The organism is Mycobacterium xenopi (genome assembly GCF_009936235.1).
GTDB lineage: Bacteria > Actinomycetota > Actinomycetes > Mycobacteriales > Mycobacteriaceae > Mycobacterium > Mycobacterium xenopi.
In genome coordinates this window covers 3,170,660-3,184,040 of sequence record NZ_AP022314.1, presented here as the reverse complement: position 1 = coordinate 3,184,040, position 13,381 = coordinate 3,170,660, and the positions used below count along the sequence as shown (strand labels likewise).

The following is a 13,381-nucleotide window of genomic DNA, read 5'->3' as shown; positions in this document are numbered from 1 at the left end:
GGTTGTGGTCTCCTGCGCTGCCATCAGCTGAACGCGAAATAGCGCACCCACAGATAAATCGCCACCAGGGCTAGCGAGGCGACCGTGACCAGCGCGCCCTTGCGGGTGAACTCCCAAAACGAGATGGGATTGTCTGCGCGCCGGGCGATTCCCAGGATGACGACGTTGGCGCTGGCGCCCACCGCGGTGAGGTTGCCGCCGACCCCGGTCCCGAGGGCAAGCGCCCACCACAACACCTCGGGGTTGGCCGGGCCCACCATGGACGGGATCAGCTCGGCGATGATCGGAGTCATTGTCGCGGCGTACGGGACATTGTTGACAATCCCGCTGAAGACCAACGACACCGCGAGGATCAGCATGGTCGTCAACAGGGCGTTGCCGCCTGTGGCGTTGGTGGCCGAGCGTGCGAGCTCGTTGATGACCCCGGTCTTCACCAGTGCGCCGACCATGATGAACAACCCGCCGAAAAACAGCAGCGTGTCCCACTCGACGCTGGACAGGTAGTCGGAGCGCTCCAGCCCGGAGATCACGATCAGGATCCCGGCGCCCAGCAGCGCCACGACGGAGGGCTCCATGTGCAGCGCCGAGTGCGCGATGAAACCGGCTAATACCAGCGCCAGGACAACACCGCACTTGACCAGCAGCCCGCGATCGCGAATCGCCTCGCCCTCTTCCAGCGACATGACGTCGGCGACCCGCCCGGCGTCGACGGCGAACGCGCCGGGGAATAGCACCGGCAGCATCGCCACCACGACGAGCATCACGACGATCACTGCCGGGGCCAGGTGGATCAAAAAGTCGTTGAACGACAGGCCGGCCCGGCTGGCGATGATGATGTTGGGCGGATCGCCGACCAGCGTCGCCGTGCCGCCGATGTTAGATGCGAACGCCTCAGCCATGAGAAACGGTGCCGCGTTGATCGCCAGCCGGTCACACACCAGCAGGGTGACCGGTGCGATCAGCAGCACGGTGGTGACGTTGTCCAGCAGCGCTGACCCGAACGCGGTCACGACCACCAACAAGATCATGATGCGCAGCGGCGAACCCTTGGCGCGTTTAGCCGACCAGATCGCGACATACTCGAAGACACCGGTCTGGCGCAAAACGCCGACGATGATCATCATCCCCAGCAGCAAAAAGATGACGTCCCAGTCGATTCCGGTGTCATGGGAGTAGAAGACGTCTTCGGATCTGATTACCGGCAAGGTGACCACAATCGCCGCGCCGGCGAGCGCCACCAGGGTTTTGTCGAAACGCTCGTAGGCGATTAGCGCGTAGGCGATTACGAACACCGCCACCGCGATGACGCTCATCGCCGGAGCTCCGCCGCGTTTGCGCTCGCAGGGCCGCCGCAGGCTCTGCAGACATGTCGGTGACCACGGTCCCCGGGCGGGTGGTGCTCGGGGACGATCATCATCGCAGCGATGCGGTCCGGCTGGCGGGGAAGTCCACGGTTTACTCCCAGGTCGCAGAACGTCGACGCCGACCAGGCTTCCCGGCTCACCGCAGAGCCACGCTACCAAAGACGCGGGTGGCTGCCGTGGGGACTCGTCGGCGCCCGTGGAGCGTGGGCACTCCGCCGACCGCAGAACTTCGCGGCCTGTCAAGCGGTGGTCGTCCTTGCGTACACTGGCGAGATGCTCGAAAGGATCCGCGGGCCCGCCGATCTGCAGCCCCTTTCGCAAGCACAGCTGCGGGATCTGGCACACGAGATCCGGCAGTTTTTGATCCACAAAGTCGCCGCCACCGGCGGACACCTGGGTCCCAACCTCGGCGTCGTAGAGCTGACGCTGGCGCTGCACCGCGTGTTCGACTCACCGCACGATCCGATCATCTTCGACACCGGCCACCAGGCCTATGTGCACAAGATGCTGACCGGGCGCTGCGCCGACTTCGAGACTTTGCGCAAAAAAGGCGGCCTGTCGGGGTATCCGAGCCGGGCCGAAAGCGAGCACGACTGGGTGGAGTCCAGCCATGCCAGCGCGGCGCTGTCTTATGCCGATGGGCTGGCCAAGGCGTTCGAGCTGACCGGGCACCGCAACCGGCACGTTGTGGCCGTCGTCGGCGACGGCGCACTGACCGGGGGCATGTGCTGGGAGGCGCTGAACAACATCGCCGCGGCCCGCCGGCCGGTGGTGATCGTCGTCAACGACAACGGCCGCAGTTACGCCCCGACCATCGGGGGGTTCGCCGACCATCTGGCGATGCTGCGACTGCAGCCTGGCTATGAGCAGTTGCTAGAGAAGGGCCGCGGCGCTATCCGCGGGATGCCCGTGGTCGGCGAGGTGGTCTATCACCTCATGCACAGCGTCAAAGCCGGCATCAAGGACGCGTTGTCCCCGCAGCTGCTGTTCACCGATCTCGGGTTGAAGTACGTCGGACCGGTCGACGGCCACGACGAACGCGCCGTGGAGTCCGCGCTGCGCCACGCCCGGGGTTTCGGCGGACCGGTGATTGTCCACGTCGTCACCCGCAAGGGGATGGGCTACCCACCGGCCGAGGCCGACGAGGCCGAGCTGATGCATTCCTGCGGCGTCATCGACCCGGCTACCGGCGTGGCCACCAAGGTGGCGGGGCCGGGCTGGACCGCGACGTTCGCCGAGGCGCTGGTCGCCTACGGCGCTCAGCGCCGCGACATCGTCGCGATCACTGCGGCCATGCCCGGGCCCACCGGGCTGACGGCGTTCGGCAAGCGCTTCCCCGACCGGTTGTTCGACGTCGGCATCGCCGAACAGCATGCCTTGACCTCGGCGGCCGGGTTGGCGATGGGCGGGCTGCACCCGGTGGTGGCGATCTACTCGACGTTCCTCAACCGGGCTTTCGACCAGATCATGATGGATGTGGCGCTGCACAAATTGCCGGTCACCCTGGTGCTGGACCGGGCCGGCATCACCGGCCCCGACGGCGCCAGCCACAACGGCATGTGGGACCTGTCGATGCTGGGCATTGTGCCCGGCATGCGGGTGGCCGCGCCCCGCGACGCCGCTCGTCTGCGTGAGGAGCTCGGCGAGGCACTCGACGTGAACGACGGTCCGACGGCCATCCGGTTCCCGAAAGGTGATGTGGGCGAAGACATTCCGGCGCTCGAGCGGCGCGCCGGCGTCGACGTGCTCGCGGCGCCCGCCGACGGGCTGAACCACGACGTGTTGCTGGTCGCGGTGGGGGCGTTCGCCGCGATGGCGCTGGCGGCGGCCAAGCGGTTGCGCAACCAGGGCATCGGCGTGACGGTGGTCGACCCGCGCTGGGTGTTGCCGGTGCCGGATGCGATCCGCGAGTTGGCGGTGGCGCATAAGCTGGTCGTGACTTTGGAGGACAACGGCGTCAACGGCGGTGTGGGCAGCGCGGTGTCGGCGGCATTGCGGCGCGCGGAGATCGACGTCCCGTGCCGCGATGTGGGGCTACCGCAACGGTTTTACGAGCACGCCTCCCGCGGCGAGATACTCGCCGAGGTTGGGTTGACCGAGCAGGACGTGGCCCGCCAGATCACCGGCTGGGTCGCGGCCTTAGGCGACGACGCTATGCCGAGCAGACGCAAATGCCCTCAAAGCCAAGGGTTTTGATGGGCCTTTGCGTCTGCTCGGGCTGCTAACTCAGCGCTGCAGCCAGCACCGGCACTACCAGCTCGCGCTGCCAGGCGCGGGCCTGCCCGGCGGCGAGAAACTCGTCAATCACCCGCTCGGTGTCGGCTTGTGATCCGCCGTCCCAGTCCCAGCACAGCCGTCGCACCAGGTCGGGGGAGATCAGGTTCTCCACGGGCACCGACACTCGCTGCGACAACTCCGTGAGCGCCGCCCGGGCCGCATCCAGCCGCGCGGCGGCCTCCGGTCTGTGCTTGACCCACCGCGCCGGGGCCGGTGGCCCGTTGGGCGGCTCGACCTCGTCCACGGGTTCAGGGTTTTGCCTTGCCGCCTCCAGCGCCGCCAGCCAGATCGCCGCGCTGCGGCGCTGCTTGGGGCCGCGGAACACCGGCAAAGCGATCAGGTCCTCGACCGTCTTCGGGTCGGCGATGGCCGCGTCGATGATCGCCGAATCGGGCAGGATGCGGCCGGGCGCGACGTCGCGGCGTTGGGCGATGCGGTCGCGCACGGTCCACAGCTCGCGCACCGCGGCCAGGCCGCGCCGGTCGCGAACCCGATGGATTCCCGACGTGCGTCGCCAGTGATCGCGGCGGGTGCTCGGCGCCACCCGCGCCGCCGTAGCTCGCAGATGTTCGAATTCCTCTGCGGCCCAACGTGTTTTGCCTTGCTCCGCCAGGACGGCTGCGATCGCCTCGCGCAGCTCGATGAGAACTTCGACGTCCAGGGCGGCATAGTTGAGCCACGCCGCCGGTAGTGGACGCTTGGACCAGTCGGCCGCGCCGTGGCCCTTGGCCAGGCTCAGCCCCAGGAGCCGCTGCACCATGGCCGCCAGGTTCACCCGTTCGAATCCGGCCAGCCGCCCGGCCAGTTCGGTGTCGTACAGCGCCGGCGGTCGCATGCCGACGTCGGCCAGGCACGGCAGATCCTGGTCGGCCGCGTGCAAAATCCATTCGTCTTCGGCGAGCACTTCGGCGACCGGTCGCAACACGGCCGCCGGGTCGCTTCCATGGCTGACCGGGTCGATGAGCACGGTACCCGCACCGGCGCGGCGGATCTGGATCAGATAGGCCCGGTTGGAGTAGCGGAAACCCGACGCCCGCTCGGCGTCGACCGCGAACGGCCCGCGACCCCGGGCGAGTAGCTCGGCGGCCGCGGCAATCTCGCCGACCGACACCGAGAGCTCGGGCACCCCGCCGGCCGGGTGCAGCAGCGGGGTGGGCTCGGCCTGCACGCCACGCTGCTCTGGGGCCGCGTTGCACATGTCAGGCGCGAGACCGCGAACCCAGGTCGGTCACCCCCACCGGGGGAAGTCCCGCGGCGTGCTCGAGCACCTCACAGAACGCCTCGACGTGGGTGCCGATCTCGGGAGTGGTCGCCGTCCAGGACGCCCGCAGTTCCAGCTGGTGGGCGCGGGGCGGACCGGAGATGTCGCCGTAGCGCACCGACGTGGTGGCGGTGACGGTACCGCCGAGCGCGGTGACATGCTCGGCGCGGATCTCCAGGGCATCGACCAGCCAGCTCCACGCCACTTCCGGTAGCAGCGGGTCGACCGCCTCGCTGGGGTCCAGGTCGGCCTGGATGTAGGCGACCAGCCGCATGGTGCCGTCCCATGCCTCGGACCCGTCCGGGTCGTAGAGCAGGATCAGCCGCCCGAACGCGTCGCCCTCGGATCGCTCCGGGATGACGTCGAGCTCGGGATGTTTGACCTCGGCGCCCAACGCGTAGCTGTACGGCGCCAGGCGCTGCGGCGGACGGATCGGGCCGAGCTCGATTTCCGCGCGGACCGTGGCGGCGTTCATCGCGGCCACCGCCTCGCGGAACACGGCCGGTTCGGCTGGGCTCAAACGCCGCTCCTCCTCATCGCTGCGCTCTGCATTGTCGCCGGCCGGGCCCCGGGCGCCGGTCCGCGGCATCACCTCGCCGTGCGGCGTCGCCGGGGCGGCTCACATCCTTTGACGCTAGACCCATCCGCCGACACGTGTGGGCAGGCGCGCCGTTTCGGGCCGCCGCCGGCCACGGCGAGCACAGCGAACCGTCGCGGGCCTACTGCACGCGGTTGACCTGTGGGTCGGCGGTGAAGCTTGGTGCACGTTTCTCCCGGTTGGCGGCCAGTCCCTCGGCCACGTCGGGGCCGCTGAACCCGATGAATTCCAGGCCCAGCGCCGTTTCGAAGGCCGGCGCGAACATCCGATACCAGTGGTTGAGGCTGTGTTTGGTCCACTGGATCGCCATCTGCGCACCTCGCGCCAGATCCTCGGCAATGTGGGTCGCGGTGGCAAGCACGTCGTCGTCGTCGACGCAGGTCGACACCAGCCCGATGCGCTCGGCCTCCTCGCCGGTAAGGGGCTGGCAGGTGAGCAGGTAGTACTTGGCCTTGGCCATGCCGACCAGCAGCGGCCAGCAGATCGCGGCGTGGTCACCGGCCGCGACCCCCAACTTGGTGTGCCCGTCGATGATCTTGGCGCCGCGTCCGGCCACCGAAATGTCGGCGAGCAAGGCCACCACCAGGCCGGCGCCGACCGCCGGGCCGCGGATCGCTGAGACCACCGGTTTGTCGAAGTTGACCATATTGAGCACCAGGTCGCGGGCTTCGCGCATGATGCGGACCCGGTCTGCGAAATCCCCCATGGTTTCCTCGATCAGGTCGAAGCTTCCTCCGGAGGAAAACGCTTTGCCTTCACCGCACACCAATACCGCGCGCACGCTGGGGTCACGCTCGATCGCCGGCCAGATGTCGGCCAGGTCCCGGTGCATTTGCGGCCCCACCGAATTGAGACCGGGCGAATCGAGGACCACCTGCAACACCCCATCGGTGCCCGGTTCGATTCGGAGACTGGGAAACTCGTCGTAGCTGACTGGCGGATATCTGACTGGCATACCGACGAGGTTACGCACGCCTGGGTCCGCCGCTGAGCCCGGCATCGGCCGTGACGTCGCCGCGGACGATTTTGTCGGCCAGCCGTGACGCCAGCGCCATGATGGTCAGCGCCGGATTGGCGCTGCCCTGGGTGGGGCACACCGAGCCGTCGGTGATGAACAGGTTGGGCACCGCCCAGGCCCGCTGGTTGGAGTCGACGACGCTGGTGTCGGGGTCGCTACCCATCCGGGCGCCGCCGATGAGGTGGGCGAAGCGCTGGATGGTCAGCACGTCTTGGGCACCGGCGGCGTCCAGAATGTTGGCGATCACCTGGGTGGAGTACGCCATGTTCGCCTTGTCGTTGTCGCATAGCGAGTAGTCGAATTTCGCGACCGGCAGGCCGTATTGATCGGTCTCGTCGGCCAGCGTGACCCGGTTGTCGGGCAGCGGCAGCAGCTCGTTGAGCACCCCGACGGTGGCCCAGTGGTTGTAGTCACGCATGTACTCGCGCAGCGCCGCCCCCCAATGCCCGGCCGCCAGCACATGTTCGGCCCAGGCGATCGGCAGCGGTGACACGGTTTGGATGGAAAACCCGCGTGCGAAGCCGCGATCCGGATCGGTTTCGTAGAACTGCTCCGACGACACCTCCGGTGGCGGTGCCTTGTACATCCTCATCTCGTCGGGCCAGCGGCCCGCGCTTTGGGTGGCGCCCTGCACCATCACGTAGCGGCCCACTTGATCATTGTTGTTGCATAAACCGTGGGGGAACCGGCCGCTGGTTGAGTTGAGCAACAGCCGCGGCGTTTCAATCGAATAACCAGCCACAGCAATGACTTTGGCGCGCTGGAACCGCTCCTGGCCACCATGTGCGCCGAAATACGTTACACCGCAAGCCTTTCCGTGTTTGTCCAGCTCAATGCGGCCTGCCATGCAATTCGCGCGGATCTCCACCCCGTGGGCCAGCGCGTCAGGCAGATGGGTGACGAACGGGCTGGCCTTGGCGTTGACCTTGCAGCCCTGCAGACAGTAGCCACGGTAGATGCAGTGCGGCCGGTTGCCGAACGTGCCGTTGACGATGCCGACCGGGCCGGCCCGCATCTCGATGCCGAGTTTGATCGCACCATCCCAAAGCTTGAGCGCCGCACCCGACACGGGATGCGGTGAGAACGGGTAGCGGTGCGGATCTCCCCACGGCCAGTCCTGGCCGGCGACCGGCAGCTCCTGCTCCAGACGCGCATAGTGCGGGCGCAGCTCGGCGTAGCTGATCGGCCAATCCGCGCCCACCCGGTCGCGACTGTAGGTTTCGAAGTCGCTGGGATGGAACCGTGGCGTGTAGCCGGCGTAGTGGATCATCGACCCGCCCACACCGCGGCCGGAGTTGTTCTTGCCCAACTCGATCGGGTCCGCGCCGCCGATGATCCGCTTCTGCGTCCAATACAGCTGGTGCGACCCGGCCTCGTCGGAAACCCAGTCCTCATCGGGGTGCCAGAACGGGCCGGCCTCCAGGATCACGACCCGCCACCCCGCGCGGGCCAGCCGCTGCGCCAGCACCGAACCCCCCGCGCCGGCGCCCACCACCACCAGGTCGACCTCCTCGTCGTCGTGGTAGCGGCGCATGGTGGCCTCGCCGGGCAGGTCACGCGAATGCACGTCGAGCAAAAACCGCGAATCGTTGTCCGGCGGGCCGAGCGCGCCCTTGAGCAGCCCGCGCCAGAAATCACCCATCGAGCTTTTCCTGTTCGACGATTTCCACCGGGTCCTCGGCGGTGGCGCCCGGCTTTTCGTAGGGCTCGCGCACGCCCACACCGCCGAGCCGCATGAAACCCCGTGGATATGCCGGCCCGCCAAAACCAATCTCGTTCCATGCCCACGGATGGCTGTAGAACGCCGACAGGGCCATCCGCATCACCACCGACCAGGCCCGCTTCACGTTGAGCTTCTCCCAGCTGCCGCCGTAGAGCTGTCCGTCGGAGAGCCGCCCGACGACCGTTTCCCGGGTTTGCAGGTCGGCCGCCGCGAACGATTCCGCGCCCGCGTCGCGGGCCGCCTCATCCAGACCGGCCAATACCAGTCGCCAGGTGTCGCGGTCGTCGGGCATGTCGGCGTACTGGTAGCCGTCGAGCTGACCGTCGGCCAGCTTGGCGTCGACGAACTCCGCAACCGGTATCCGCGGCTCGGCATCCTGGGCCAGCACGGTGTCGCAGAAGGCGCGCAGCGTCGGCTCTTCGGAGGAGTCGAAGAACCGCAACGGTCCCGGCTTGTCCAGTCGGGCCAACACCACGCGCCTGGTGGCCGCGTCCCAGCTGTCGACGCTCGACAGCACGTCATAGTCGGGGTACCGCCCGATCATCTGTGGTGTCACGCCGCGGCGCTGGCGCGGCAGCCACGACGGATGCAGCGGCTTGCCGTCGGGTCGCAGCTGTGGCAGGTGTCGGCCGCTGGGGATGTCGCGCATCGCCGGCCCTCTACTTCTCACGACGCAAGACCGCGGCCAACAAACCCATCGCGCCCACGATGCTCATCAGCCCGGGTGCGGCGATCGGCGGGCCCATCGGCACGTTGTAGCTGGCCAGGTGCCAGCCGCCGGGCCGCCGCGACACCCCGCGCGCGTGGAAGTACTGGCCCATCAGCCCGTTGGCTGCGTACACCGCAGCAGTGATCGGCAGCCACCGTTTGGCCCAGCGCTTCGAGAACACGCCCGCCACCCCGGCGACCACCACCGGCGGGGTCACCGCGATCGGGCTCCACATCCATTTGTTGCCGAAGCTGGCCCGGTAATGCTCGGCGTAGACCTCCGCCGTCGTCACCACCGCCGCGAATGCCGTCAACCCCGATAACGAGCGTTCGAAGCGGCCGTGGGCGATGTTGCGCAACACTCGGTCGATGAAGTATTCGACCTCGCCGACCACGTCGCCGGCCGTTCCTGCTCTGTCCGTCAGTACCATCAACCGCGTCCTTTCCTGCGTCGGGGCGGTGCCCGAGCGTCCGCCTATCCGCACATTCCCCAAAACGGCGGCGCGCACACGTCGCTGTCGACTGGCGTGGCCGAAGCGCTGTTCGTGGCAGCATTGAGCGCGATGACCGTTCGCCGCGACCTCCCCGGGTCGCCGTATCTGGCCGCCGCCGCCGGCCGCAAACCGCACCGGGTCCCGGTGTGGTTTATGCGGCAGGCCGGACGCTCGCTGCCGGAATACCGGGCCCTGCGCGAAAAGCACAGCATGCTGGCCGCCTGCTTCGACGCCGAATTGATCTGCGAGATCACCTTGCAGCCGATCCGCCGCCATGGCGTCGACGCCGCGATCCTCTTCTCCGACATCGTGGTTCCGCTGCGCGCCGCCGGCGTCGAGCTGGACATCGTTCCCGACGTCGGACCGGTGATCGCGACACCGGTGCGCACCGCCGCCGACGTCGCGGCGTTCAAAGAACTTGAGCCGCAACATGTTCAGCCGGTAGCGGAGGCTGTTTCGCTGCTGGTGACCGCGCTCGGGGATGTCCCGTTGATCGGTTTTGCCGGGGCGCCGTTCACGCTGGCGTCCTACCTGGTCGAAGGCGGTCCGAGCCGCCACCATGCCCGGACCAAGGCGATGATGCTGTCCGATCCGGACGCCTGGCACGCGCTGCTGGGCAAGCTGGCCGACCTGACGGTGGCGTTCCTGCGGGTCCAGCTCGACGCCGGGGTGGACGCCATCCAGGTGTTCGACTCGTGGGCGGGCACGCTGTCGCTTGCCGACTACCGCGCCTACGTGCTGCCGCACAGCGCCCGGGTGTTCGGCACGCTCGCGAGCTACGGCGTGCCGATGACGCACTTCGGGGTGGGAACCGCCGAACTGCTGGGGGCGATGTCGGCCGCCGGGGCGACGGTGGTCGGCGTCGACTGGCGAACGGCGCTGACCGACGCCGCGGGCCGGGTGCAGCCCGGCACGGCGCTACAGGGCAACTTAGACCCCGCGGTGTTGCTGGCGGGGTGGGCGGTGGTGGAGCGCGCGGCACGCGCCGTGGTCGACGACGGTCGTCGCGCCGTTGACGCCGGTGCGGCCGGGCACATTTTCAACCTAGGGCACGGGGTGCTGCCCGAAACCGACCCGGTCATCCTCACCGAGCTGGTGTCGTTGGTGCACTCGCTATGACATCGCGCTCGTATTGCATTGTCGGGGGCGGGATTTCGGGTTTGACGGCAGCGTATCGGCTGCGGGCGCTGGTCGGCGACGACGTCACGATCACGGTGTTCGACCCGGCCGACCGCCTCGGCGGGGTGTTGCGCACCGAGCGGGTGGGCGGCCAGCCGGTGGACGTCGGCGCCGAGGCGTTCGTCGTGCGCCGCCCGGAAGTGCCCGCGCTGCTGGCCGAGCTCGGCCTTTCGGATCGACACCTGGGCACCACCGGGGCGCGCCCACTGATCTACAGCCAAGGCCGGCTGCACCCGTTGCCGTCAGGCACCATCGCCGGGATCCCGTCGTCGGCGGCAGCGATGGCGGGATTGGTCGACGAGGCGACGGTGGCGCGCATCGCCGCGGAACCCGGCCGCCCGCTGGACTGGCGTGCCGGCGACGACCCGGTGACGGCCGCCCTGGTGGCCGACCGCTTCGGCCCGCAGGTGGTGGCCCGATCGGTGGATCCCCTGCTGGGCGGAGTCTATGCCGGCTCAGCCGCCACCATCGGAGTGCGCTCGGCCGCCCCCGGGCTGGCCATGGCGCTCGACGGCGGCGCCGCCAGCCTGACCGACGCGGTCCGGGCAGCGTTGCCGGCCGTTACCGACGGCCCGGTGTTCGGCGCCGTCGACGGCGGCTACGCGGTGCTGGTCGACGAGCTGATCCGCCGCAGCGGCCTGAGCTGGGAGCGGGTCGGGGTCGAGCGGATCGAGCCCGCCGGGCCCGGCTGGACACTGTGCGACGGCGCCGGTGGCCAGTGGCGGGCTGACGGGGTGATCCTGGCCGTTCCGGCCCCGCGGCTGGCGGCCTCGTCGCCGCGATTGCCCCGCGCAGCGCGGCGGCCGCCAGGCGAATCGCCTGTGCATCGTCGGTGGTGGTGGCGCTGGCGGTGCCGCCCGGTACCGGGTTTCCCGAGCAGTCCGGCGTGCTGGTGGCCAGCGGGGAAGCGTTGCACGCCAAGGCGATTACGTTGTCGTCGCGCAAGTGGGGCCGCCGCAGTGGCCTCGAGTTGGTGCGGCTTTCGTTCGGGCGGTTCGACGACGACGTGGGCTGCCGCGCCACCGACGACGAACTCCTGGCTTGGGCCGTGGGGGATTTGGCGACCGTGTTCGGGGTGACGGTCGAACCGGTCGACGTCCGGGTTCGGCGCTGGGTCGACGCGATGCCGCAGTACGGGCCCGGCCACGCCGATATCGTCGCAGAAATTCGAGCCGGTTTGCCGCCGGCGCTGGCGGTGGCAGGCAACTATCTCGACGGTATCGGGGTGCCGGCCTGCATCGCCGCTGCGCGTCGAGCGGTGTCGGAGTTGCTGGGTGCGGGCGTGGCACGATAGAGCTATGCCTCGCCTGGACTACGACGCGCTGAACGCCACCATCCGCTACCTGATGTTTTCGGTGTTCGCGGTGCGGCCCGGCGCCCTCGGCGACGACCGCGAAAGGGTCGTCGACGAAACCGCCACCTTCCTTAAGCAGCAGGAAGAACGCGGCGTGGTGGTGCGCGGCCTCTACGACGTTGCCGGCCTGCGCGCCGACGCCGATTTCATGATCTGGACGCATGCCGAGCGCGTCGAGGCGCTGCAGGCGACCTACGAAGATTTCCGGCGCACCACCACATTGGGGCGGGCCTGCACGCCGGTGTGGAGCAGCGTGGCGCTGCACCGCCCGGCGGAGTTCAACAAGAGCCACATCCCGGCGTTCCTGGCCGGCGAGGAGCCCGGCGCCTACGTCTGCGTCTATCCGTTTGTGCGGTCCTACGAGTGGTACCTGTTGCCGGAGGAGGAGCGCCGCCGCATGCTCGCCGAGCACGGGATGGCCGCCCGCGGCTACAAGGAGGTCCGCGCGAACACGGTCCCGGCCTTCGCGCTGGGCGACTACGAGTGGATCCTGGCGTTCGAATCGCCTGAACTGCACCGCATCGTCGACCTGATGCGCGAGCTGCGGGCCACCGAAGCGCGGCGTCATACCCGCGCCGAGACACCGTTTTTCACCGGCCCGCGGGTGCCGGTCGATCAGCTGGTGGCGTCGCTGCCGTGACTGCGTCGACGGATCCGGCCCGCTTCGAAGAGATGTACCGCGATCAGCGGACCTCGCACGGCCTGCCGACCGCCACGCCGTGGGACATCGGCGGCCCGCAACCGGTGGTGCAGCAATTGGTGGCGCTCGGCGCGGTCAAAGGCGAGGTCCTCGACCCGGGCACCGGCCCCGGCCATCACGCCATCTACTACGCGTCGAAGGGCTATCAGGCCACCGGGATCGACGCGTCACCGACCGGGCTGCAGCGTGCCCGCGAGAACGCGCGCAAAGCGGGGGTGTCGGTGAACTTCCAGCTGGCCGACGCCACCAAGCTGGAAGGGTTGGAGAACCGCTTCGACACGGTCGTCGACTGCGCCTTCTACCACACCTTCAGCACCGATCGGGAGCTGCAGCACACCTATGCGCAGGCGTTGCACCGGGCCACCAAGCCGGGGGCGCGGCTGTACATGTTCGAGTTTGGCGAGCACGACGTCAACGGCTTCCGCATGCCCAGATCGCTCTCCGAGAACGACTTTCGCCAGGTGCTGCCCGACGCCGGCTGGCAGATCACCTATCTGGGGCCGACCACCTACCAGATCAACATGAGCAGCGAGACCTTCGACTTGATGCTGGCGCGCAACCCCGAGATGGCCGAGCAAATCAAGCCGCTGGCTGAACGGTTCCGCATTATCGAGCCGTGGCTGACCAATGGCCGCGCGCACGCCCCGTTCTGGGAATGCCACGCCACTCGGGTGGACTAGGCCGTCGCGAAAGTGCCATTAGCCA

General features: G+C 68.7%; 11 protein-coding genes and 1 pseudogene. 5 read left to right on the top strand and 7 right to left on the bottom strand.

All coding sequences use genetic code 11. From position 1 onward, the window contains the following. Nucleotides 1-23: 23 nt before the first annotated feature. Nucleotides 24-1,313, bottom strand: a complete 1,290-nt coding sequence (locus tag MYXE_RS14940) for an ArsB/NhaD family transporter (RefSeq protein WP_003919084.1) — start codon at nucleotides 1,311-1,313, stop codon at nucleotides 24-26. 324 nt (nucleotides 1,314-1,637) lie between these two features. On the opposite strand from MYXE_RS14940, the gene dxs reads away from it, so the two are divergent. Then, on the top strand, nucleotides 1,638-3,560 hold the full coding sequence (dxs, locus tag MYXE_RS14935) for a 1-deoxy-D-xylulose-5-phosphate synthase (protein WP_085193877.1): 1,923 nt from the start codon (nucleotides 1,638-1,640) through the stop codon (nucleotides 3,558-3,560). A 25-nt stretch (nucleotides 3,561-3,585) separates the two neighbouring features. Here the strand turns inward: dxs and MYXE_RS14930 are convergent, their stop codons facing one another. The 6 genes from MYXE_RS14930 to MYXE_RS14905 form a co-directional block, all read right to left on the bottom strand. Beyond that, a complete protein-coding gene (locus MYXE_RS14930; protein ID WP_085193777.1) occupies nucleotides 3,586-4,839 on the bottom strand; it encodes an HRDC domain-containing protein in 1,254 nt (417 codons plus the stop codon). Nucleotide 4,840: 1 nt separating this feature from the next. Next, complete coding sequence (locus tag MYXE_RS14925) at nucleotides 4,841-5,491, bottom strand: DUF3000 domain-containing protein (RefSeq protein WP_085193779.1); 651 nt, start codon at nucleotides 5,489-5,491, stop codon at nucleotides 4,841-4,843. Nucleotides 5,492-5,621: 130 nt separating this feature from the next. Further along, a complete protein-coding gene (locus tag MYXE_RS14920; RefSeq protein ID WP_085193781.1) occupies nucleotides 5,622-6,455 on the bottom strand; it encodes an enoyl-CoA hydratase/isomerase family protein in 834 nt (277 codons plus the stop codon). 10 nt (nucleotides 6,456-6,465) lie between these two features. After that, nucleotides 6,466-8,160, bottom strand: coding sequence for a GMC family oxidoreductase (locus tag MYXE_RS14915; RefSeq protein WP_085193783.1), 1,695 nt, complete (start codon nucleotides 8,158-8,160; stop codon nucleotides 6,466-6,468). Then, entirely contained in the window at nucleotides 8,153-8,890 is a 738-nt protein-coding gene (locus MYXE_RS14910) for a gluconate 2-dehydrogenase subunit 3 family protein (RefSeq protein WP_085193785.1), read from the bottom strand. Before MYXE_RS14910 ends, MYXE_RS14915 begins: the two co-directional genes overlap by 8 nt. Nucleotides 8,891-8,900: 10 nt before the next feature. Further along, nucleotides 8,901-9,380, bottom strand: coding sequence for a hypothetical protein (locus tag MYXE_RS14905; RefSeq protein ID WP_003919077.1), 480 nt, complete (start codon nucleotides 9,378-9,380; stop codon nucleotides 8,901-8,903). Between the two features lie 132 nt (nucleotides 9,381-9,512). Here MYXE_RS14905 and hemE point away from each other — a divergent pair, with 132 nt between their 5' ends. The 4 genes and pseudogenes from hemE (at nucleotide 9,513) to MYXE_RS14885 (ending at nucleotide 13,356) form a co-directional block, all read left to right on the top strand. Further along, the gene (gene hemE / locus MYXE_RS14900; RefSeq protein WP_003919076.1) at nucleotides 9,513-10,562 is read left to right on the top strand and encodes a uroporphyrinogen decarboxylase; all 1,050 of its coding nucleotides are present in this window, start codon (nucleotides 9,513-9,515) and stop codon (nucleotides 10,560-10,562) included. After that, nucleotides 10,559-11,916: pseudogene (locus MYXE_RS14895) on the top strand (protoporphyrinogen oxidase). The gene hemE and the pseudogene MYXE_RS14895 overlap by 4 nt, the downstream one beginning before the upstream one ends. A gap of 4 nt (nucleotides 11,917-11,920) precedes the next feature. Beyond that, nucleotides 11,921-12,616 carry a hydrogen peroxide-dependent heme synthase gene (hemQ, locus tag MYXE_RS14890; protein WP_003919074.1) on the top strand — a complete coding sequence of 232 codons (696 nt, stop codon included), beginning with the start codon at nucleotides 11,921-11,923 and terminating at the stop codon, nucleotides 12,614-12,616. Next, on the top strand, nucleotides 12,613-13,356 hold the full coding sequence (locus MYXE_RS14885) for a class I SAM-dependent methyltransferase (RefSeq protein ID WP_003919073.1): 744 nt from the start codon (nucleotides 12,613-12,615) through the stop codon (nucleotides 13,354-13,356). Before hemQ ends, MYXE_RS14885 begins: the two co-directional genes overlap by 4 nt. Nucleotides 13,357-13,381: the final 25 nt, after the last annotated feature.

Coding starts and splice junctions, on each gene's coding strand:
- MYXE_RS14910 (WP_085193785.1), bottom strand. CDS start 8,890: ATGCGCGACATCCCCAGCGGCCGACACCTGCCACAGCTGCGACCCGAC.
- dxs (WP_085193877.1), top strand. CDS start 1,638: ATGCTCGAAAGGATCCGCGGGCCCGCCGATCTGCAGCCCCTTTCGCAA.
- hemQ (WP_003919074.1), top strand. CDS start 11,921: ATGCCTCGCCTGGACTACGACGCGCTGAACGCCACCATCCGCTACCTG.
- MYXE_RS14905 (WP_003919077.1), bottom strand. CDS start 9,380: ATGGTACTGACGGACAGAGCAGGAACGGCCGGCGACGTGGTCGGCGAG.
- MYXE_RS14940 (WP_003919084.1), bottom strand. CDS start 1,313: ATGAGCGTCATCGCGGTGGCGGTGTTCGTAATCGCCTACGCGCTAATC.
- hemE (WP_003919076.1), top strand. CDS start 9,513: ATGACCGTTCGCCGCGACCTCCCCGGGTCGCCGTATCTGGCCGCCGCC.
- MYXE_RS14930 (WP_085193777.1), bottom strand. CDS start 4,839: ATGTGCAACGCGGCCCCAGAGCAGCGTGGCGTGCAGGCCGAGCCCACC.
- MYXE_RS14920 (WP_085193781.1), bottom strand. CDS start 6,455: ATGCCAGTCAGATATCCGCCAGTCAGCTACGACGAGTTTCCCAGTCTC.
- MYXE_RS14915 (WP_085193783.1), bottom strand. CDS start 8,160: ATGGGTGATTTCTGGCGCGGGCTGCTCAAGGGCGCGCTCGGCCCGCCG.
- MYXE_RS14925 (WP_085193779.1), bottom strand. CDS start 5,491: ATGCCGCGGACCGGCGCCCGGGGCCCGGCCGGCGACAATGCAGAGCGC.